Origin of the sequence: Pontibacter ruber (genome assembly GCF_023630205.1) — a bacterium.
In the GTDB taxonomy this organism is placed as follows: Bacteria; Bacteroidota; Bacteroidia; order Cytophagales; family Hymenobacteraceae; genus Pontibacter; species Pontibacter ruber.
Genome location: NZ_JALPRR010000003.1, coordinates 1,072,368 through 1,093,720, shown reverse-complemented (window position 1 = coordinate 1,093,720; position 21,353 = coordinate 1,072,368). Strand labels below are relative to the sequence as shown.

Sequence of the window (21,353 nt, the reverse complement as noted above, 5' to 3'; positions counted from 1 at the left end):
GCCTTAGCCAATCGAGCTTTTACTTTAGATTATAATACTATGAATGCAAAGTGGTACGCAGTTTACACGAAACCTCGTTGGGAGAAAAAAGTAGCAGAATTGCTGAGTCTGAAGAATATCGAGAGTTACTGCCCTCTGAACAAAGTAGTACGCCAGTGGAGCGATAGAAAGAAGATGGTATTGATGCCTCTATTTACGTCTTACGTCTTTGTTCATCTTCCTGAGAAACAACTCGGTGAGTTAAGCAAAGTCAATGGTGTATTAAACCTGGTTTACTGGCTGGGAAGGCCTGCCGTTATCAAAGACGAGGAAATAGATACCATCAAAAGATTTCTGAATGAGCACCAAAATGTGCAGGTAGAGAAGGCAGAATTTAACGTCCATGATTCTGTAAAAATTAACAGAGGCACACTGATCGACAGAGAAGGTACGATTATAGCCATAAAGAATAATTCCGTAAAAGTGGCACTCCCCTCGCTGGGCTATATTTTACATGCCGAGCTTGACAAGGATAGTTTAGTAAAAGCTGTAAAAAAATAAGTTGTCGGGTTATTATACATTACTTTAAGAAGATATGAGTAACTACTTACATCAGTTGTTTGATCATCTAAATAGCAGCTGTATAGAATATTTTCTTTTAACCGACTTTGAAAGTGATTTTAGCTCGAATGATATTGATCTTTTTGTAGCTCCTGCAGGTAAGCAAGCATTTGAAAAAAAAATCTTTGAGTTAGGGTGGTATCGAAGAAAAGAACCAGCATTCCATAAAAACCACTTTTTCTACATTTCCCCTTCCTCTGAGCAATACCTGGATGTAAAATATTCCTTAACCTTTGCAAAAAGTGATGCTGTTTGCTGTACCTACTCGGGTGCCAGCCACACGATCTCCGACTCTGTTTTAAACGAGGTTAGCATTTACCGGCCAAAAGGATTTGATGCAGTAATGTTGTATGCTGCACATTTAGGCTACAAAGAGCGTGGCAAACTGGAGGGAAAACATAAGGCATACTTGCAAAAATATATTTCTTTGTACTTACACGAGATAGGCAGTGAGCACTTGGGGGTAATAGAACAAATACAGGAATGGCTAGATCGTGAGTTTCCATTAAACACCGCTAAGCTCCAGCAAATACTTAATCCCTACTTTATTCAGGAGCGTAAGAAAATGATCAGATCAACTTCTACTTTCAAGTATGGTTACGGCCTGAGTGTGCTTTTTTTAGGAACAGATGGCGTAGGAAAAACTACTTTGGTTGAAGCAGTTGGTAAAAAACTAAACATTAAAAACAACAGGCTTTATTTAGGAACTGGTGAAAGCAATTGGTCGTCTGAAACTGTAAAAAAGATATACACCTATAATCTTAGCACATGGCCACTGAAGAAAGCATACAATCTCTTTAAAACTTTTGCTGTACTCCCCCTGGAGTACATGCTGCGGATAGCCCCTGTAGTTCGGAAGTCGAAATATACAATTACACTCATCGACAGGTTTCCGGGCTTTGTTTATCAGGATAAAAATGCAGGTCCTAAACTTTTATACAAGTTCATACTTCCTGATCCGGACCTTGTATTTTTTCTACATGCTGCCCCGGAGGTATTGGTAAAGCGAAAACCACATGAAACAAGTCTGGAACGAAGCATAGCAGATACAGAGAAATTCAGAACGGTGGCCAATAAAGTTTCGAATGGGAAGTATAAAAGCATCGATACATCCAGCATGTCCATAAGCGAAGCATCCGATCTGATTGTCTCCGAAATATACAACCATCCAAAGCTTTACAAGCATTTCCTCATAGCGGAACCCTGCAACTGATCCTGCTTATGTCAACAACGCAGTTAAAAAAGAGTGTCTATTCCGGAATAAAGTGGAATACGATCAGTGTCGTCGCAACCCGCTCCACAGATTTTGTTGTAAAGCTGATTCTGGCCAGGCTTCTGTTACCAGATGCATACGGCATAGTAGGAATGGCAATGATCATAATTGGCTTCCTACAGGTTGTTTCGGATATGGGTTTATTCAATGCCCTGGTCCAGAAAAAGGAAGATGAGCTAACAGAAGTCCGTTACTCCAGTGCCTTCTGGTTTTTACTAGCACTGGCAACTGCCTTCATTTCCTTGTTCTATTTCTTTATCTCTCCTTATGGAGCAGCGTTCTATAAGGAGCCGAGGCTGGTACCTGTATTAAATGCACTAAGCATTTATCTGTTCTTTAACATTCTGACTATTATACCAAGGGTTATTCTTACCAAGAAATTGGATTTTAATAACCTGGTTCGGATCACCATTGCAGGCACCGTAGTAAGTTCGATTACAGCTATAGCACTAGCCATACTTGGATTTGGTGTATGGAGCCTGGTTTTGAAGTCCATCTTAGGTTCCTTTATAATTTTTATCTCCTATTGGATAAAAGTTGGCTGGCGACCCAAATTTGTTTTTCAGGGTAGTTCTTTAACAAATCTGGCAGGTTACAGCACCTACACACAAATCAACAACATTCTTTTCTTTTTCAGGAATAACATTGATTACTTGATAGTTGGAAAACTGATGAGTGCGCATACACTCGGTATTTACACATTGGCATTCACGCTTTCCGAAACACTAAGAGGGCAGCTGTACTCTATTTTTAATAAGGTTTTCTTCCCAGTCTACAGCAAAATTCAAGACGATAGAGAGCAGATAAAATACTATTACCTAAGAGTGATGACACTCTCTGCTACCATCACCTTCCCGGTGTCGGTCCTGTTCATTGGTTTAGCCGAGGACCTTATACAATACCTTTTTGGCAGCAATTGGATAGAAGCGGCGGCTCCCCTGCGTGTGCTATCTGTCGCATCTATGATTTTTGCGATATCAGGCACCCCGGCAGAAGTATTGAAGGGTATTGGAAAGCCTTCAGTAAGTTTTTATCTGAATATAACCAACACCTTTTTAGTAGCGCTTCCCTTGATGTATTTTGGAACTAAATACTTCGGTTTGGTTGGTGTAGCATATGCCGTTTGCATACACTATACTACCTCCAGGCTTACTTTTCATTACTACATGAAGAAGTATATCAATGTGACTGACGGGGATGTGATACTAGCCTTAAAAAAACCTTTATTAGCTGCAGCTGTAATGTTGGGCATGATTTATAGCGTTTCGTATATAGAGATGCCGTTGCTATACAACCTGATTGCTGCAGGTTTTACAGGTATACTTACTTACACCCTATTTTTTATATCAGAAATAAAGAAAGGCTATAAACTGGTAAATAAAGGCTAATGCGCTCGATAATAAAACTTGGTCGTTACCACTACAGCAAGCCGTCTTTTATTTACCATTTTGGCAAGTGGACCTTTAAGATCTTTACCCCTAACGGTAAAGCATCAAAAATTGCGGAGCTACAGGGTAATCACGGCGCATTAGGTTCAATGTTCTGGTCTGGCCAGGTTCTGCGTATCAAACACAGGCTCTTTTACTTGGTCATGAAAAGAGGAGAGCCGATCTGTGCCGAAAACTCGCTTTTGGCAGAACAGTTTATTGAATCAAAACTGCAAGAGGCACTAGGGTACCCTGTGCAGCCCTCCAGCAATGCTTTCGATTTTAAATATCTTCGAAATTTAGAAAACATTGGTTTGAAACCAGGGCTGCTGGAGAAAGCAGAAAATATACTCAGATCCGTTAATTTACCTGTAACCAGTGCTCATGGCGATCTGCACCAGGGAAATATGGTACATGTAGATCATCAGATCAAAATAATAGATTGGAGCATGTTCACCTGCAACGGGAGCTTTATCACAGATTACATTCATTACCATAATTACGGACAGGCAATCTACTATAGAGAGAGCTGGACAGAATCAATCCTAAAAGAACAGCCCTATTTAGATAAACTAGCCCAGGAGCTACAAACTACGTCCAACCATTTACGCCTGGCTTACTCTATAAACCGAATATCCGGAGAGATAGGACAGCTCTCAAACCTAGAAGTGATCCCTGAAAAAGTAATTGCAAAATACAATTATGTATTAAAAAACATAATTGATGAATTCAAAGAAGCCAATGTTCAGCGTAGTGATTCCATTGTATAACAAAGAGGCACACGTTGCTGAAACCATAAATTCAGCTCTGAGCCAGACATACCGCGACTTTGAGTTAATTGTAGTTGACGATGGCTCTACAGACAAGAGCCTGCAAATAGCGCTCAGCATTACCGACCCTAGGCTGAAGGTATTTTCTAAAAAAAATGGTGGTGTCTCTGATGCCAGAAATCACGGAATAAAGAAATCCAATCACCAATACATTGCTCTACTGGACGCAGATGATAATTGGGAGCCTGGCTTCCTGGCTGAGATGAAACGCCTTATCGATAAATACCCATTCTGCGGACTCTATGCTGCTGCATATAAAAAAATTAACCCGGTCACTTCCACAATTAACCCGGTCACTTCCACGATTTACGGGAACGAAGTACAGGAAGGAATAGTAGACGATTTTTTTAAAGTAAAGCTAAAACACCACGTTCCATGGTCATCAGCTATCGTTATTAATAAGAGCGTGTTTGATAATGTTGGCGGTTTCCCGGTAGGGATGATAGGTGGAGAAGACGATTATACCTGGGCTAAAATTGCAACCAAGTATAATATAGCATTCACTCCTAAAGTACTGGCGGTATACAAAGACACCTGTGTTTCACATAATGCACGCTTGGGTAGAATCGATAGTTGTAAGGAGTCCTGGTTTGATCTCTACCAGGAGGGTGATTTCTACAGAAATGAATTCATTGCCCGAAAGGCTATTTATGCAGGCATCAGGTATGCTTATAGCCCTTCCCGTGACAAAAGCAACGAAATAGAGAAGCAAACAGAGTTCACGGTGCTGTCTAAAAAGCTTTGGTGGGATTTGTATATTCTGAATCGTGTGCCTTATCAGGGTCTTGTGATGTGGAAGACCATGTCGCCCCGATACAGAAAAGTGAAGCATTGGGTAAAGCAACTGATCAAGTAGTTCCTTTAGTTGTTCGCTTTCTTTCTCCTTCCGGATATACTTTGATCTGCTAAAGTCAAAAAGTTAAAATGCCATTCCCCTTTTATGAAGTTATTCTTTCTGTTAACTGAAGTACTGATCTACGTTGCTGCGTATTTTATACTTTCCAAAAAGAAAGATCTGGGGATAATCTATATACCTGTATTAGTCTTTGCACATACCGTTATTACACCTGTATTACCCATTGCCTGCTTTTATGCGGTTGTAACAATTATCGTGTTCGTAATAATAAACCGTAACTACGCGCTGTTTTCCCATAATGCCTTTGCAGTAGTTCTGTTTTTATATTACATCATACTCATACCAGATTCGATACATACACTGAAACTAGGTCTGATCTTTCCGGTGCTGCTGTTCTTTATTTCGCTGCCCCTTATCAATAATATTTACAGACAGTATTCTTACAAAACCATCTTTAAAGAGCTGACTAATGCTTCTTTACTCATTCTGCTGGTTTTTATTGCCAATACGATCTTTGCCACGCTTTTTAAATTTTCGCCCTACTCCATGTATGGCATTAGTAACGGGATCTTTTATGGCAACCTGATCTTTACCAGCTTTAACGTTGTGGCAATCGCGCTTTTTGTTGTGCTGCTGAGGATATTACAAAAGAGCAATATCGCCATGATCGCTATATACATCATTGCCATAGCCTTTATATTGCTTACCCTCCGACGGTCAGTTATGATGGCAAGCATCATAGGAATACCCTTTGCTGTTATTTCTACATTGACTCCCAAAACAGCGAAGAAAGTTATATTCTTTTTGTCCTTTACCGCTGTGGTAGGAGCCACGCTATACTATCAATCAGATTTTGCTTCTGTTTTTAAAGAGCGTTATGAACTGAGAAATCTTGATAACAGAGAGCTTGAGGAAGAGAAACGTTTTTTTGAGTATGAAATGCTCTACAAAGACATGTTTGTTCTCAAAGCCTACAGCCCCTGGTTGGGTTTCGGATTGTTTAATAGTGCCGGAAACTACGGCCAAGGCGTGTTCTATGAAAGAACACTGCATGGCGACCTGCCAAGTATAGCACACTCCAGCGGCCTGATCGGGGTCGGGCTTTACCTGCTGATGATCCTGACTGCTTTCTTTATCGCCTTAAAAGCTTGCCGTACACGAGCAGATACAATGACCGTTTTTTATTGCTTTATAGTCTTCACCATTTATACGATCACGGGCCGCTATACCCAGGCTGACTCTATGTTGCTGCTGTTTCTTGTGTGCAATTTGAGCCTGACGAAAAAGGAAAAGGAAACCGAAGAAGTAGAATTGGAAGAAGAAATAACAGTTGGTTATTAGGTCAGAATCTACTACACCTATTACCACCTGAACCAGTTTATACTTCATACCAAAATAAAGTATAAAGTTTTAAAGCAGACGGTAAGCTTCGACATTTTAAACATCTCATCACATTCAATTCATACAGGTATGCAAAACAATAACATCACCGAAAACTTTCTTGATTTAGCGATTGACCGTAAAATGTATTCGACTAAATCAAATTTAAAATTTCACCTCAAGTACATCTTTGATGATGTAGAACTAGCTAACAAGAAAGTACTGGATGTGGGAGGTGGTACCGGATTATTATCGTTTTATGCAGCGGTAAAAGGGGCCAGCAAGGTAGTGTGCCTCGAACCAGAATCAGATGGGTCTAGTTCCGGCATGATAAATAAGTTCAATGCATTTAAGACAGAGCTATCACCCACCCTACCCGTCGAGCTTTCGCCTGTAACGCTGCAATCGTACACGCCTCAGGTAAAAGATGAAGAATTTGATGTTGTAGTTATGCATAGCTCTATTAACCATCTAGATGAAGAAGCATGTATAAACTTTCGGAAAGACACCAAAAGCTACAACACTTACAAGAAAATCATGACGGATGTTTATAATAAAATGAGCAAGGGTGGTAGTCTTATCGTTGCTGATGCCAGCTGTAAAAATTTTTATAATGCAATTGGTATCAAAAGCATATTTGCTCCAACTATAGAGTGGCATAAACATCAGGAGCCAAGTACCTGGATTGCTATGTTACAGGAGATCGGTTTCAAAAATCCGCAGGTAGCCTGGAGATCCCCAAATACATTCGGTAAAGTAGGCAAGGTATTCATGGGAAATTCTTTTGTTTCTTACCTGACATCCAGTTGTTTTAAATTTAAAATGGAGAAATAGCTCCCCAAATTATTCTATGACAACCAACGTTGTGTAGTTCCTGAAGCACCTGCAGATATAACTCCTACCTACTATGAGCAACAACAACACCCGGATCCTTTTTTTTATTGGTAGCCTGCGTGGTGGAGGAAAAGAAAGACGCCTGCTCGAACTTTTGTCTTATCTAAAGAAGAAAGGATGTTTCGATATGATGGTGGTAGTCACCAGAGACGAAGTGCACTATGTAGATTTCTTCAAACTGAACATACCCTATACAGTTATAAAAAGAGAAAAGACCGGAAGCAACATTGACGTATTCTATGAATTTTACAAAATCTGCAAGGCCTTTCAGCCTCACGTAGTACATACCTGGGGGCGCATGCAGTCTTTTTACACGCTGCCTGCAGTCATTACTCAAAAAATACCTGTCATTAACAGCCAGATTACAGGCGCTCCTACTAATTCCTCTAAGTGGTCGGTTTACAATCTGATCGATTACCTCAACTTTCGTTTTTCCAAAGTCATACTATCAAATTCGAAGGCAGGTTTAGACGCTTACAATCCTCCTATAGACAAGTGCAAGGTAATTTACAACGGCATGAGCATGAGCAGGTTTTGCAATCTTCCTGATGCTGAAGTGGTAAAAGGCAAGTATGGTATTACAACACCTTATGTGGTAGTAATGGCCGCCACTTTCTCTCATTACAAGAACTATGACCTGTTTTATAAGATTGCTGATTTTGTTACCGGATTAAGAGATGATGTCACATTTATTGGTGTAGGAGGATACGAGGATGCCACGCTCTACAACAGAATGAAAGAACTGAGCTCTAAGCATACAAGGATTTCTTTTCCCGGAAGAATCAATGATGTAGAAGCCCTGGTAAATGCCTGTACTATAGGCGTGCTCTTTTCTACAAACGGCGAAGGTATTTCTAATGCAATTCTGGAATATATGGCACTTGCTAAACCTGTTATAGCCAGTGCTCCAGGTGGCACAAAAGAGATTGTACACCACCACGAAAATGGGTATCTGGTTACAAACGAGTCCGAAGAAGAAATTGCCTATTTAATACTTGACTTGATTGATGACAAAGAAAAACGTGAGTCTTTTGGCAGAGTGAGCAGAAGAATTATAGAGGATTCTTTCTCCATTGAGAAAATGGGGCAAGCTTTTGAACAGGTTTATGAATCTGTTTTAACCAATGAAATGAAAGTAAAAGTAAAATCAGGAGCCATAGCTACACTTTCCTGATACCCTATCTTCGATTTTTTATTACAGAATTGCTGTACGATTAAGTTTACTTCTTACTAATTGCTTATATGATTAATGTGGTATTCGTCAGCAGATCACCCTCTGGTGAGGTAAAGCCTTTTGTGAAGGAGCAGGCTGACAATTTGATGAAGAACTATAACATCCACATCGAGCACTTCCTGATACAGAAGGGAGGCGTAATGGGATACCTGAAAGCTGTTCTTCAGCTTAAAGAATACCTGAATAAAAACAGGGTAGATATTATTCATGTTCACTATGGGTTGTGGGCTTTTATAGCAGTGTTGAGCAAGATACTAACGCTGCACAATTACAAAATTGTCATCACCTTTCATGGGAGTGATATCAACAAATCATCTGAACGTAAAATAGGCTTGCTGGCAAGCCGTTTTGCTTCACACAACATCCTGGTATCACCTAAAATGGCAAAATACTTCCGAAAGAAATCTACGGTTATACCATGTGGCATTGATACAGATGTTGACTTATGTTTCAGAGACGCAACAAGGAAAAAATACGGCTGGTCAGAAGATGATTTTGTCATTTTGTTTTCTTCCAGTTTCAGCAGAAAAGTAAAAGACCCTGAATTTGCTTTCAGGATCGTTGAGGCATTTTCTACTACTACGACAAGACCTGTTAAGTTTATTGAATTGAAAGGATACTCCAGAAATGAGCTGACATGCCTGATGCAGGCGGCAGACGTACTGTTGCTATGCAGTGTAAGCGAAGGAAGCCCCCAGGTTATAAAAGAGTCCATTCTAAACTCACTACCGGTCTTGTCGAACAATGTGGGTGATGTGGACTTGATTTGTGAAGGCACTGACAACTGTTTTATAATCGATAAGAAGATAGAAAAGTATATTGAGTGCCTAAAAGTTCTTTCGTCTTCAAAAGCAAGGGTGATGAACAGGGATCATGTCATCATGAACTTCAACAACAATCTTATCTCCCAGAAAATCTATAGTATTTATACTCAGGTGTTGAGTTATATAGTCTTATAGCCATCAAGCTACCCCGCTTTAATCCAGAATTTTTCCAGAAATATTACATGCATCTCTCTTCTAGCGAAGAGGCTAACATCTGTATATCTTTATGAAAATACTCTTCGACATAAAACACCCTGCCCAGTTAAATCTTTTCAAAGGACTTTCACAGGAGCTGCTTTCAGAAAACTGGGATGTAACCGTATGTTACCTCGATCGGGGAAAGCTTCCTAAAATAATTCAGAGGGAGTATAAAGGTTTTAACACGATCGCTGTGGGTAGCAGCAGAGGTACAAAATGGTCAATTGTATGGGATGGTAACATAAGGCGTACGATGGTTTTTCTGGACCTGATCAGGAAGAACAAGTATAATATCTGTGTTGCCGCCAGCAGTATACCGTTAGCTTTAGCCTGCAGAATCGCTAATGTTCCAATCATACAGTTTTACGACGATCCTGAAAGAGGAAAAATAAACAGCATCAATGCAACACTATCCGATCAGTTGTTTTTCCCTCCTATCGTAAATAAAGACAAGAAAACATCCACCTTCAACTGTCTGAAAGAATGGAGCTACCTGAGCCCAAGAAGGTTTAAGCCTGACACAAGCATACTGGAAAAGTATGGCCTGATGCCACATAAGTATGTTTTTGTAAGAGAGGTGAGCAACAAATCCTTTAACTACTATAACCAGCAGGATGCGATCGTATGCAGTTTTAGCAAAGAAATCAATTCTGATACACCTGTTGTCCTTTCTTTAGAAGATAAAAGTATAGCTGACAAATTCCCAAAGCATTGGTCTATACTGGAAGAGCCGGTCGGGGATATACATTCTCTGATTTACTACTCCAAGCTGGTTGTATCATCCGGAGACAGTATGGCACGCGAAGGCGCAATGCTGGGAGTACCAAGCGTTTATTGCGGTATCCGGAAAATGAAAGCCAATGAAGTTCTGATGAAGCAGGGATTACTGGAGCACTTACCCGGCAACGAAGCACTTCCTTTTATTAATGAAAGCATCAACAAGGAGTTTGATGAAGATAAGCAGATACGTAACCGGCAGCTGCTGCTAGAGAGCTGGGACGACATGATCAGCTTTATGAAAGAACAGATAAACAACTATAAATCCTAGAATAATGAATATTTCAATTTTTGGCTTAGGCTACGTCGGTTGTGTCAGTCTGGGATGCTTGGCAAAAAACGGACATCAGGTAATTGGTGTTGATGTCAGTCCTTTTAAAGTGGAATTGATTAACAAAGGAATTGCCACCATTTTAGAAAAGGACATTGATGTGATCATCAAAGATGGTCACGAAAAAGACAAAATATCTGCTACCATGTGTGCAGATGAAGCAGTCTGGAACACCGAGATAAGCATCATCTGCGTTGGCACCCCCTCCTCTCCGCACGGGCACCTGAATCTCTCTTATATTTATAACACTGCCGAACAGATTGGCGCTGCATTGAAGACAAAAGATGAGTTTCATACTATAGTTATCAGAAGTACTGTTTTACCTGGCACTAACCAAAAGTATGGCGAAATAGTGGAAGCTTGCTCCGGTAAGAAACGCGGAATAGACTTTACAGTGATCTCAAACCCGGAGTTCTTACGAGAGGGTTCGGCAGTTAAAGATTATTATCATCCTTCCGTTACAGTAATTGGTGGAGATCATGAAGAAGCTTTAGAGAAAGTAGCTTCAATTTATGCTTGTATTGATGCGCCGATCGAGGTTACAGATATCAAAATTGCAGAGGTTATCAAGTATGTAAACAATTCTTACCATGCGCTTAAAATTGCTTTTGCAAACGAAGTAGGTAACGTGTGTAAGGCACTTGAAATAGACTCACATAAAGTAATGGAATTATTCTGCAAAGACACACGACTGAATATTTCCACGGCATACTTTAAGCCTGGCTTTGCCTACGGTGGCTCCTGCTTACCCAAAGATCTGAAAGGCTTTGTTACACTGGGGCATGACAACTATGTGAATACACCTGTGTTGGGCTGCATAGATGCATCAAATGAAAATCAGAAAAAAAACGCTTTTGAACTGGTTGCAAAAACCGGAAAAAGAAAAGTATGCTTTATAGGCCTCAGCTTTAAAGAAGGTACGGATGATTTAAGGTATAGCCCCTCTGTGGATTTAGCTGAAACTTTAATTGGGAAAGGTTATCATGTTACCATCTATGATAAAAATGTACATCTTTCTAAATTGATTGGTGCCAACAAAGCGTTTATAAACGAACGTCTTCCTCATTTATCAGAGCTTATTATAGAAGATCTTGAAACAGCAATAAAAGACAATGATGTGATCGTTATCAATCACAGAAACTTCGACGCTCCATCCTACAGCCATTTACTTAAAGACAAACATGCAGTAATAGACTTGGTAAGGGTAAATCATTTAGAGAGCCTTCCGAACTATGAAGGACTGTGCTGGTAGCTTAATTGTTTGCTTAACATCCCTTAAAACAGAAAACCCTGCATTTAGATGCAGGGTTTTCTGTTTTAAGAAAGATCTTATTTTAAAACCTTTCTCTTTTTTTAATATGTTTATCCGTGTAAAGTACTATCATTTAAAGGAATTCAGTTGTGTTAATTTTTATTAATAAATAGAATTCTAAAAGGCGCTACGGTGCACTTTTCTGTTGAATATGGTCATGAAGATGATTTTAAGATCAAGTAAAAGAGACCAGTTTTCCATGTACCAGATGTCATGTTTTGTTCTTTGGCTCTTTTGCTCTTTTGTTTCTGTAGGTCCACGCCAACCATTAACCTGCGCCCAGCCCGTAATTCCGGGTTTAAAATAATGGCGAATCATGTACTTGTCTTCCGAAGCCTGTAGTTGTTGATTCAGATAACTTCTATGCGGTCTTGGTCCAACTACACTCATATTACCCAAAAGGACATTTACAAATTGAGGTAATTCATCAATGCTATACTTCCGAATCAACTTTCCAATCTTTGTAATCCGCGGATCATCTTTCGTTGTAGATAGACTGCCACCAAAAGCTGCATCATTATCACGCATGCTTCTGAATTTAAAGACTTTGAAAGGTTTTCCTCCTTTTCCTATCCGTATAGGGCAGTAGAAAACAGGCCCAGGTGATTCCAGTTTAATAAGAACAGCTAGGACAAGGAACAGCGGAGACAACAGGAGCATCGCAAATAATGCAAATACTTTATCAAAGCTGTTCTTTATTAGGAAAGAAAAGGTCTCGTCTAGGGGAAGCTGACGAACATTGATAGCTTCAAATTGGCCATACCTGATAGTTTTGTATCTGTCACCAAAGAGCCCCTCATAATCAGGCATGTACTTAACCCTTACCCCATGGTAATCTGCGGCTTCTATAATGCTGCGTATCTTTTTAGATGGCTTAACTGGCAGCGCAATTACAATTTCATCAACTGGATTGTCCCTCAAATATTGATTTAGGCACTCAATATCTCCCACTATTTTATCCTGCGCAACCGCACAGTCCTCTTTTTTACAATCAATATAGCCCTTTATTACATATTGTGATTTAGGTATCGTGTGTAGGTTTTTCTCTACTTTCTTGGCAACATTGCCAACTCCGGCTACTAACGTATATTTTTTATTTACAGGGTCATACTTACTCAAACTTATTAAATTGATAAGTATTAAATTAATGGGTATACCCAAAGCAGGAAAGCCCAGAACAATAGCAATAGTCAGGCTCCTTATATCTTGTGGAAACGGAAATAAGGAATGAAATAAAAAGACCAGAATCAATAGGATCAGATAGGCTTTGATGTAGTTGAAAGCTCTTTTACTAAAGCCATTGGAATTGCTGAAATCATAAAGCCTCTGCCAGTAACTTATAAATCCCCATAGCAGCACGAAGCTTATAAAATAAGCCCATTCAAACTCTCTGAGTAGGTCACTATTATATACGCCATAGCCTGTGTCTTTGAAAAAATAAAAAGCAATAAAGAATGTAACAAACAGAGTTATCAAATCGCCTCCAAAATACAGGGAGAGACGTAAAGGTTTAGATTTATCCATAACACTTTACCAATAAACAATTATACAACAGGGATATGAAGGCCTCTATCTAGAAGCCTAGATCTACAGAAGGGTGACTCTATAATTGACTTCAATAAGGGTGTATGATAGTCGTTAGAGAACGGAAGCGGAGAAGCGGAAATTGATAGCCTTTCTCAATATTATTTATATTTTCTAAGGCTATTATATTAATATTCTGGAGTAGCAATCTATATATTCATAGGCATCATATATTTCAACATTTACAAAGTCTAATTTATCCTAACTAAAATTAATATACTATTTACACATGAAATAATTACACTGAAGCTAGAAAAGCACTGTTTTAATTAAATATTATCTACATTTATTATACTTATACTAAGAGAAAAAGATGTGTTTTATTTAAAATTTAGGAAAAAATATAGCAATAAAAACAAGTTCAATATTTAAAGGTTTATATATATTGAATATAACCTATGAAAATATTGGATTTGGAACAATTGGTTTAATAAGTAAACACCTATAGCAGTTGTTAATAGCTGTGAAAGTTGAGGTTTTTTGGTGCAGCTGTACAAATTAGCAAACAGGACATCAGATTGTATTAGAGATAGCAGCTTATTTTATTACTGCTGAGTTAATCATAGTAAGCGCTTTACACAAAGCAGTATCTTTCACAGAGATAACTATGGCTGGTACATTTGGCTCTTCTAGTGCTTCTCTTACCACAGCAGCCAGAAAAGACAAGAGCCGGTCGTAAGCGGCTGGATGGCAGTAAATACCCTGCACCAAGACCACTCCCTCGGGCAGTTGACTCAAGAGCACACGCTGCGCTGCCTGGTCTGCTGCTCCCACCCAGGCACAGCCAAGCAACTGCCCCTGTTCTGACCAGCTGTAGCAGTGCTCTCCCACCTCAAACCGGTGCATGGCCTCTTCCAAGAACTCCCACCGCGTCTGCAGGGAGCCGCGCTGCTCGTAGTTGAGCAGATCGGATAGGTTATTTTTATTTAGCTTTACTTTATTGCTTTTATATAACCAGCACTTTTTGAAAGAATCATTTTGAAACAGGAAGTACTGAGCAGGATTAATCTTATTGCGGAGGTGATTAGCTAAGATCCGGATACTATGACCTCGCAAACCATTGATAGTATTAATAGCTTGCAAACTGGCAAGCTTTGCTTTTCTTAACGAAGACGCTTTGATCCCAAACAACGAACCACTCTTTTTAACATACTCATTGAGTATGATTGTAGCTCTTCGTTTAAAACTGCTAAATACTTTTTCTACTACAAGCTCATGCACAGTTGCATAGTCTGTCGCTAGCCCATCTTTATAGGAATCCAATCCGGGAGTCAGGTCAAACACCTCAATCCTTTCCTCAGCGAGCAACTTACCCATCATCAGAAAATGGAGCATACCCGGTGAATGTTTTGCATATAGAGGGGAATGTGTGTTTAACCCCTGCAGGTGCACCCAATTTTTACCCATCAGGCCCACATTCGAGGCTATTATTTCATTTCCTAGCCTGAGAACAGTGGCATGTAGTAGGTTTTGTCTGTATAATGAGAAAAGAAAGTCTTTCTTCTGTTCATCTGTGCGAAAGAAGTAACGGTTATGCATTGCTCCTTTTCTGAAATCATACTGCGAGGCAAGGTCATCAAAAACATGCTGGAATAACTCGAAATCGGTGATCCGCTCAAACTTCAGTTCACCTAGCCGATTCAGTCTGTTTATTTTTTCCCTTCTGTTTTTCTTTTTTAATTGTTGTGTTATTAAGGCGTCATCTATATGGAGTAAAGGTTGTCTGTGCGGACGGATTATACAACGGTTACGCCATTCAGCATTATTATTTAAGAAGCCGATCTTTGTAGTGGCTGGTATATATTTTAGATGCAATCGTGCTTTGGGGAAATATTTATGTAATTGCAATAAGGCCTGTTGCATAAAAGACTCACCAGAGTATAACGATAGCCAAACCTGGTACTCTGCTTGCGTATCTCCCGCACCAACAAAAACTCCATCCTTTTTTTGCGCCAGAGTAAGCAAGCCTGTTAATTCGCCTTCGTGCTCTGCTTTTACAAGAACAGTCAAATACTCTTTTTGATAAAACTGATACCAGGTAGTAACATATGCGCGGCTCTGAAACACAGTGCCCCAGGAGCAGGCTCTATATAGATTGTCCCAATTATCTTGAAAACATACATCCGTTAACTGTTGCAGCGCTTCCTCCCCTACCAAAAGTTTAGTAGAAGTACCTGCAACAAGAGTCTTTTCCAGGGTGTGTTTAACCTCAATGCTCATACATCATAAGTATCTTATAAGGGCAATAATAAAATAGTATAGGTGACATGAACATGAAACTTATAACTACTAGGACAGTGACTTTATTCCAGAGGCTTCAATCACTTTACACAAAGCAGCATCTTTCACAGAGATAACTATTGCTGGTGCATTTGGCTCTCCTAGTGCTTCTTTTACCACAGCAGCCAGAAAAGACAAGAGCCGGTCGTAAGCGGCCGGATGGCAGTAAATACCCTGTACCAGAGCCACTCCCTCGGGCAGTTGACTCAAGTGCACACGCTGCGCTTCTTGATCTGCTGCCCCCACCCAGGCACAGCCAAGCAACTGCCCCTGTTCTGACCAGCTGTAGCAGTGCTCTCCCACCTCAAACCGGTGCATGGCCTCTTCCAAGAACTCCCACCGCGTCTGCAGGGAGCCGCGCTGCTCGTAGTTGAGCAGATCGGAAAGGTTATCTTTATGCACTTGTAAAGGAGATTCGAGTAAAGAGGAAGTTAAGTCAAGGCGATAAAATTTTAATTTTTCTTTACTTACAAGATCAAGTATGGCGCTGACTTTATGTTGTTTTATATCTTTCAGCCTCCCCTTCAGCAAGTATAGCTTCTTTTTTAAAGACAGTTCTACGCTCATAGGACGTTTACCGGCTTTTATAAGCTGTTCCTGAATGGTCTTTCGTAATTTTCTTTTTAAATTAAAAACCTGACTATTGGCGATCACTAACTCATAAACGTAGTCATGCCCTGTAGCAAGGCGTTCTTTATAGGAATCGCCTCCTGGTGTCAGATCAAATACGTCTATTCCTTCATGAGCTAACTGCTGCCCTAGCATTAAGAAATGTACAAAGCCAGGAGAATAATAATTAGCGTAAAAAGGTGTGTGTATGTTTATTCCTCCCAGGTGCACCCAGCCTCTACCAGATACTGCTACAATGCAGGCAAGTATTTCCTCATTAACTTTCAGTGTGGTTACATGAAGCAGGTTCTGCTCAAACAAAGCAAGCAGCAGTTCAGATTTCTCGGGGCTATCTCTGAATTGATTTTTATTGAACATGGCTCCCTGCCGGAAATCATACTGTATCGTGAGCCCCTGAAGTATAGAAGAAAAGACACCAATATGGGTAATTCGTTCAAATTTAAGATCACCCAACTTCTTCAGTCGGTTTAGCTTGTTTCTGAACTCGGTTTTACGGAAAAACTTTGGCAGGTCCGGATGGCCCATTTCCATCAAAGGCCTTCTGTAAGCTTGTATAACAGCTTTTTTCCGCCACCTGTTGTCTGTACTAATCCAGTCCAAAGGTACATCAGGGGGGAGATACCGTAAAACAATATTGCAAAGAGGAAAAAGACTGCTGATTTTTTCCAATGCATCTTTAATAAATTTCTCCCCATTAGTGGCTTCTGCTAACCATGTTTGATATTCGGCATCAAATTGCCCGGCCCCTACAATGCGACCTTTCAATTTATCTAAGTTTTGTCTTTGTGAATCCGAACATGCTACGGCCATTGTAAGAAGCCCTTCGAGTTTATCTTCCTTTTCAGCCTTTATAAGGATGGGCAAATACGCATGTTGATACACTCTGTACCAAGTACTGACAAACTCGCGGCTTTGAAACACAGTTCCCCAAGTGCAGTTTGCAGAAAGCACATCCCATTTTGACAAGAAACGCTCTTCTGTAAGCAGTTTGAAAACATCATCCCCCACTAAAATTTCTACTTCTGCTGCCTTTGGAGCTAATACAGAGGTTTTGAAACCTTTATCTATCTGCATACTCGGCGGATTAAAAAAATTTAACTTGTAGCAATTTTCAACAAACTTACCTTAGCGGTTCTATTGATAAGGATGCTGTTACATTGGCCTTAGCTGAAAGTAGCAACTCGGGCTGTAGAATCAATGCGGCATTCCTGTACGGCTTTCACAATCTGCTTCAAATCAGCTTTCGTTAATTCCTGGTGCACAGGCAGTGCCAGCATTTTCTCGCGTAGGTCTCTGCTTTTCGGAAAATCTGCGACTAAAAGCGAAGGATGTGGGTTCAGCCAGAACAAGAGCCCTACAACACCTCTGCTGTGAAGCCTATTTAGAAATTCTTTTGCATCAGCAACCTCTACAGGGAAGGCAAAAGGACAAGCACCTTCAGGTAAAGTAGAGAAAGGGTATGGTACCATGTCTCCTAAATGGCTTAACAAAAACTCATAGTTTTCTCTTCTCCGGTCAGCTGTACTTTTATTCAGCAGTTTAGGCAGCAAACGTATAGTCATTGTTGAAGGGGATGTAGATGGATTGCCTACTTCAAACTCTTTATGCGTATGTTCTGTCATCCTTTTGAACGAAGATACAATAGGTTTTACCAGAAGATGTATAGCGCCTATCTCCCCTCTTCGTGCTGCAATCCAGTTCACGTGCCTTTTGAACACTTTCCACCAGCCTTTTCCTGAGTTCTGTTGAGGTGCCGCAGGAGGAATGGTGGAAATCAGTGCACCACCATCTGGAATTCCATATGTTTTATAAAGACAAAAAACTCCCACATGTCCAAAGGATCCGACTGGTTGTCCGTTGTGGTGTGCTAAGAAAGCCTGCGCTGCATCCTCAAATAATAGTAAACCTCTCTCATCGCACCACTGCCGCCAGAAGGATGCTTTTTGAGGAAAACCAAGGTAATGTATTATATAGAGCGCTTTGACATTGGGAGATAAAAGCGTTTGTAATTCTTTGGAGTCAGGCTCCAGTTCATCATTAACTTCATAATAAATTACTTGAAGGCCTGCCTGCATAAGAGCTTCTACTTCTGATCCGTGATGATAAGCAGGAACCAGAATAACATCCCCTTTTCCTAAGTGAAGAGCTTTAGATGCATTTAATATTGCGTGCCTTGCAAGAGAAAATATTCTGCACCTCGTCTGATCTAGTGGGAAGGGACGCCAATTAGTAGAACGCTTCAGGTATACATTGGGCGGTAATGTAGGCCAGATAGAATGACGGCGAGTATACATGCTACTATATTTCAAGGTCTAATTATAGGAAATTACATTACTTGGTTTGATGCACCTACCAGTAGCTCATTTGGCTAATTGACCAATAGCAAATGCGCTCGATTTGCTCTGATGTTCATCAATAAGTACTTCATTAGAATGTTGATTCTTAGAAAACAAGGTTCTGAAATTTCCCGTGAATGGCTTCCAAACCCCCACTATACGACAGATATTTTCAGCGAAAGAGGCATTTTCCAAAAAACCGAACCTAGGTAAAGTATAAATATCTTTCAGGGTACCCGGAGTCATGTAAACCGGCTGGCTGGAAAAAGCTAGTTTGTAATTCAAATCCTTTAATATTTCCTTTTCACGCTCGCCATAGTCCCCGTTCGGATAGGAAAAACAAGTGACTTCTTTATCTGTCCATGATTCAAGCTTTTCTTTAGACAGCGCCAGTTCATCGTAAACATGGCCAGCACTACAATTGATCAATATAGGGTGAGTATGTGTATGTCCCCCAATGGTAACGTATTTTGACTCAGCAACCTTTCTAACCTGCTCGATCGTTAGGGCTTCTCTCCGTAAAGGCAGAAGTATCCTGAAATCTTTAACAATAGCTAATCTTTCATCATTGTTTAGCTTCTTCAGTTTATCAAGAAGAGGATATGCCAGCTTCTTCTTTTGGGCTTCTATGATATAAGACCACCAGTAAGTTCCCTTTTCAACTGGCTCCGTTGAAACAAAAATTGTGACAGGCACCTGGTATTGGTTAGCTACTTCTACAACATTGGCCTCATTAGACTGCCACCCGTCATCAAGTGTAAGTACTACAGCACCTTTAGGAAAAGGGAGTCGCTGCTGAACAATTTGTTGCAGATCGGCTATACTTAAAAAACGAAACCGATGCTTTTTAAACCACTTTACACAGGTTTCAAATTCCTTCCTGCTAGGATTATGAAAATATACGGAAAGAATAAACTCTCCATTAAAGGCACGCTTTCTTGCCCGACGCACACAGCCACATAAGATAAGTATACTGGCTAATAAGAATGCGCATACATTCCTGACTTTTACCTTCATATTCATCATTCTCTTGGATGTAACCTGATTCTATCTTGATGAAGCAAAACCGGGATTAATTTCAGACAACTAAAGCATAAACCTTCGACTGAAATTGCTAACAATCCTCTCCTCCTTTTAAGTCTGCGTCTATATTTGCTTTACTTGATTTTATTATAAAAGTTTAATTTTAACTAACCAAAATCTAACATTTAAACAATTTTACAATGTGCCTCTAGTTAGTAAGTAGAAAGGCGGATGTAAAAGAAGGGATAGCAGCAAAGCTTAGGAAAGCTAAATTCTTAAAAAGGTAAGTGTTGATGAGCTCACACCCCAGTAAATCAAAGTATACTTTGACTGTATACCCGATTGTAGCCGCTATGAAATACTACCTTAAATTTCTGAAAATCTGGTTTTAAATTTAGGAGAAGGCGTATGCCAAAACGATATCTCTGAAATTTTAGTCTTTTCGTTACCTATCCTTACATTGTCAAAGTAAAGCACGCGCTTCTTAGTGTCGGTTGTTTTACTTCCGTTCCACTTCCACTTATAGATACCTATTTTCCAGCGAGGAGCTGAGGCAGAAGAGAGCGAATACATGTTCGAACCGCTGCGGCTAAGGATCTTCTCGCCGTCCAGATAGATCTCGAGCAGACCGTCTGACCCGGAGGAGTGCTTGATGTGGAAGGCAAACTGATTCCATTTATCTTTTGTTATGAAACCCAATTCTATTCGCTCAATAGCCCCGGTACCAGAAGCTTTAGACGGAATAACCAAGCGATACTGGTCGTTCTTAATTTCTAATGCTATAGAAGGGCTTTTACCTCTTCCCTGGTGCCATTGGCTGATGATCTCTGTGTAGGAGTCGCAAGCATAATCAACTGATGGGAAGTATACTGCAAAACCGTACCAACGGTGCAGGTTGCTTTGCTCCGGGAAAAGTACTTCGGCTCTTGTACCACCACTGGTGATCGGGTCAGAATCGTGGAGCTCAAAACGGCCAGATCTAGCCCCATCGAGTACTGGTCTGCGAACAACTCTGAAAGCGTATTTAGTACCAAATTGTTTGTGTAAGCCGTACCAAACAAAGTCATTTTCAAAATCCTCACAAAAAATTATGTTAGAAGATTCGATATTGCTGTTGGATGCTGCATTAATGTCATCAAAGGCAAAAGCCATTTTCAGCTCTTCCTGATTATTAGTGAAAGAGAGTAATAATAGGATAGGTATAATCAGCAGCCGGTACTTCAACAGAAAAAGACTTTAGAGTAAGATCAATAATCAGCTTGGGTGCTCTTTCATAATCCTAGCCTGGTAAGCTGCTCCGCTTTCCGCCTACTTCTCCAAGACTAATCTATACTTACGCTTTGTAGCTAGTTTAGATAAATTATTATACTTTCAAATGTTTCCTGTTATCGTCTTTCATAGATAGTGAGGCATGCATTTTATAACTACGAGGCGATTTAAAGCAATCAGTAAATTTAACGCACAGTAATAAAAAAGGGCAGCTAATAGTAGCTGCCCTTTTTTATTACTGTGCGTTAAGTGAGGGACCAAAGCTTAATTTACCTTTACTCCACAGCGTTGATGC

At 40.1% G+C, this 21,353-nt stretch carries 17 protein-coding genes; 11 read left to right on the top strand and 6 right to left on the bottom strand.

From position 1 onward, the window contains the following. Positions 1–39: 39 nt before the first annotated feature. The 11 genes from MJ611_RS16465 to MJ611_RS16415 all read left to right on the top strand — a co-directional run bounded on the left by MJ611_RS16465 (position 40) and on the right by MJ611_RS16415 (position 11,876). A complete protein-coding gene (locus MJ611_RS16465; protein WP_250431321.1) occupies positions 40–540 on the top strand; it encodes a UpxY family transcription antiterminator in 501 nt (166 codons plus the stop codon). A gap of 34 nt (positions 541–574) precedes the next feature. After that, positions 575–1,813 (top strand): nucleoside/nucleotide kinase family protein, encoded by a 1,239-nt coding sequence (locus MJ611_RS16460; protein WP_250431319.1) that lies wholly within the window; start codon positions 575–577, stop codon positions 1,811–1,813. 8 nt (positions 1,814–1,821) lie between these two features. Further along, positions 1,822–3,261: a lipopolysaccharide biosynthesis protein gene (locus MJ611_RS16455; RefSeq protein ID WP_250431317.1), complete on the top strand. Its 1,440-nt coding sequence runs from the start codon at positions 1,822–1,824 to the stop codon at positions 3,259–3,261. Next, positions 3,261–4,070 carry an aminoglycoside phosphotransferase family protein gene (locus MJ611_RS16450; RefSeq protein ID WP_250431316.1) on the top strand — a complete coding sequence of 270 codons (810 nt, stop codon included), beginning with the start codon at positions 3,261–3,263 and terminating at the stop codon, positions 4,068–4,070. Before MJ611_RS16455 ends, MJ611_RS16450 begins: the two co-directional genes overlap by 1 nt. Next, positions 4,024–4,986 carry a glycosyltransferase family 2 protein gene (locus tag MJ611_RS16445; protein WP_250431314.1) on the top strand — a complete coding sequence of 321 codons (963 nt, stop codon included), beginning with the start codon at positions 4,024–4,026 and terminating at the stop codon, positions 4,984–4,986. Before MJ611_RS16450 ends, MJ611_RS16445 begins: the two co-directional genes overlap by 47 nt. Positions 4,987–5,070: 84 nt before the next feature. Next, positions 5,071–6,327: an O-antigen ligase family protein gene (locus tag MJ611_RS16440; RefSeq protein WP_250431312.1), complete on the top strand. Its 1,257-nt coding sequence runs from the start codon at positions 5,071–5,073 to the stop codon at positions 6,325–6,327. Positions 6,328–6,456: 129 nt separating this feature from the next. After that, positions 6,457–7,200 carry a class I SAM-dependent methyltransferase gene (locus MJ611_RS16435; protein WP_250431310.1) on the top strand — a complete coding sequence of 248 codons (744 nt, stop codon included), beginning with the start codon at positions 6,457–6,459 and terminating at the stop codon, positions 7,198–7,200. A gap of 73 nt (positions 7,201–7,273) precedes the next feature. Next, the gene (locus MJ611_RS16430) at positions 7,274–8,434 is read left to right on the top strand and encodes a glycosyltransferase (protein WP_250431308.1); all 1,161 of its coding nucleotides are present in this window, start codon (positions 7,274–7,276) and stop codon (positions 8,432–8,434) included. A gap of 68 nt (positions 8,435–8,502) precedes the next feature. Then, positions 8,503–9,453 carry a glycosyltransferase family 4 protein gene (locus MJ611_RS16425; protein WP_250431306.1) on the top strand — a complete coding sequence of 317 codons (951 nt, stop codon included), beginning with the start codon at positions 8,503–8,505 and terminating at the stop codon, positions 9,451–9,453. Between the two features lie 91 nt (positions 9,454–9,544). Further along, positions 9,545–10,564 carry a DUF354 domain-containing protein gene (locus MJ611_RS16420; protein WP_250431304.1) on the top strand — a complete coding sequence of 340 codons (1,020 nt, stop codon included), beginning with the start codon at positions 9,545–9,547 and terminating at the stop codon, positions 10,562–10,564. 4 nt (positions 10,565–10,568) lie between these two features. After that, complete coding sequence (locus MJ611_RS16415) at positions 10,569–11,876, top strand: nucleotide sugar dehydrogenase (RefSeq protein WP_250431303.1); 1,308 nt, start codon at positions 10,569–10,571, stop codon at positions 11,874–11,876. Positions 11,877–12,053: 177 nt separating this feature from the next. On the opposite strand, the gene MJ611_RS16410 is transcribed toward MJ611_RS16415, so the two are convergent. The 6 genes from MJ611_RS16410 to MJ611_RS16385 all read right to left on the bottom strand — a co-directional run bounded on the left by MJ611_RS16410 (position 12,054) and on the right by MJ611_RS16385 (position 21,013). Beyond that, positions 12,054–13,460, bottom strand: a complete 1,407-nt coding sequence (locus MJ611_RS16410; RefSeq protein ID WP_250431301.1) for an undecaprenyl-phosphate glucose phosphotransferase — start codon at positions 13,458–13,460, stop codon at positions 12,054–12,056. A gap of 597 nt (positions 13,461–14,057) precedes the next feature. Then, positions 14,058–15,740: a GNAT family N-acetyltransferase gene (locus tag MJ611_RS16405; protein WP_250431299.1), complete on the bottom strand. Its 1,683-nt coding sequence runs from the start codon at positions 15,738–15,740 to the stop codon at positions 14,058–14,060. Positions 15,741–15,809: 69 nt separating this feature from the next. Then, entirely contained in the window at positions 15,810–17,504 is a 1,695-nt protein-coding gene (locus MJ611_RS16400) for a GNAT family N-acetyltransferase (protein ID WP_250431298.1), read from the bottom strand. Between the two features lie 89 nt (positions 17,505–17,593). Beyond that, on the bottom strand, positions 17,594–18,724 hold the full coding sequence (locus MJ611_RS16395) for an aminotransferase class V-fold PLP-dependent enzyme (RefSeq protein ID WP_250431296.1): 1,131 nt from the start codon (positions 18,722–18,724) through the stop codon (positions 17,594–17,596). Between the two features lie 66 nt (positions 18,725–18,790). After that, positions 18,791–19,792, bottom strand: coding sequence for a polysaccharide deacetylase family protein (locus MJ611_RS16390; RefSeq protein WP_250431295.1), 1,002 nt, complete (start codon positions 19,790–19,792; stop codon positions 18,791–18,793). Between the two features lie 363 nt (positions 19,793–20,155). Then, complete coding sequence (locus tag MJ611_RS16385) at positions 20,156–21,013, bottom strand: polysaccharide lyase (protein WP_250431293.1); 858 nt, start codon at positions 21,011–21,013, stop codon at positions 20,156–20,158. Positions 21,014–21,353 lie beyond the last annotated feature (340 nt).

Excerpts from the sequence above, each read along its gene's own strand:
- MJ611_RS16465 (WP_250431321.1), top strand. The coding sequence starts at position 40 with ATGAATGCAAAGTGGTACGCAGTTTACACGAAACCTCGTTGGGAGAAA.
- MJ611_RS16460 (WP_250431319.1), top strand. The coding sequence starts at position 575 with ATGAGTAACTACTTACATCAGTTGTTTGATCATCTAAATAGCAGCTGT.
- MJ611_RS16455 (WP_250431317.1), top strand. The coding sequence starts at position 1,822 with ATGTCAACAACGCAGTTAAAAAAGAGTGTCTATTCCGGAATAAAGTGG.
- MJ611_RS16450 (WP_250431316.1), top strand. The coding sequence starts at position 3,261 with ATGCGCTCGATAATAAAACTTGGTCGTTACCACTACAGCAAGCCGTCT.
- MJ611_RS16445 (WP_250431314.1), top strand. The coding sequence starts at position 4,024 with ATGAATTCAAAGAAGCCAATGTTCAGCGTAGTGATTCCATTGTATAAC.
- MJ611_RS16440 (WP_250431312.1), top strand. The coding sequence starts at position 5,071 with ATGAAGTTATTCTTTCTGTTAACTGAAGTACTGATCTACGTTGCTGCG.
- MJ611_RS16435 (WP_250431310.1), top strand. The coding sequence starts at position 6,457 with ATGCAAAACAATAACATCACCGAAAACTTTCTTGATTTAGCGATTGAC.
- MJ611_RS16430 (WP_250431308.1), top strand. The coding sequence starts at position 7,274 with ATGAGCAACAACAACACCCGGATCCTTTTTTTTATTGGTAGCCTGCGT.
- MJ611_RS16425 (WP_250431306.1), top strand. The coding sequence starts at position 8,503 with ATGATTAATGTGGTATTCGTCAGCAGATCACCCTCTGGTGAGGTAAAG.
- MJ611_RS16420 (WP_250431304.1), top strand. The coding sequence starts at position 9,545 with ATGAAAATACTCTTCGACATAAAACACCCTGCCCAGTTAAATCTTTTC.
- MJ611_RS16415 (WP_250431303.1), top strand. The coding sequence starts at position 10,569 with ATGAATATTTCAATTTTTGGCTTAGGCTACGTCGGTTGTGTCAGTCTG.
- MJ611_RS16410 (WP_250431301.1), bottom strand. The coding sequence starts at position 13,460 with ATGGATAAATCTAAACCTTTACGTCTCTCCCTGTATTTTGGAGGCGAT.
- MJ611_RS16405 (WP_250431299.1), bottom strand. The coding sequence starts at position 15,740 with ATGAGCATTGAGGTTAAACACACCCTGGAAAAGACTCTTGTTGCAGGT.
- MJ611_RS16400 (WP_250431298.1), bottom strand. The coding sequence starts at position 17,504 with ATGCAGATAGATAAAGGTTTCAAAACCTCTGTATTAGCTCCAAAGGCA.
- MJ611_RS16395 (WP_250431296.1), bottom strand. The coding sequence starts at position 18,724 with ATGTATACTCGCCGTCATTCTATCTGGCCTACATTACCGCCCAATGTA.
- MJ611_RS16390 (WP_250431295.1), bottom strand. The coding sequence starts at position 19,792 with ATGATGAATATGAAGGTAAAAGTCAGGAATGTATGCGCATTCTTATTA.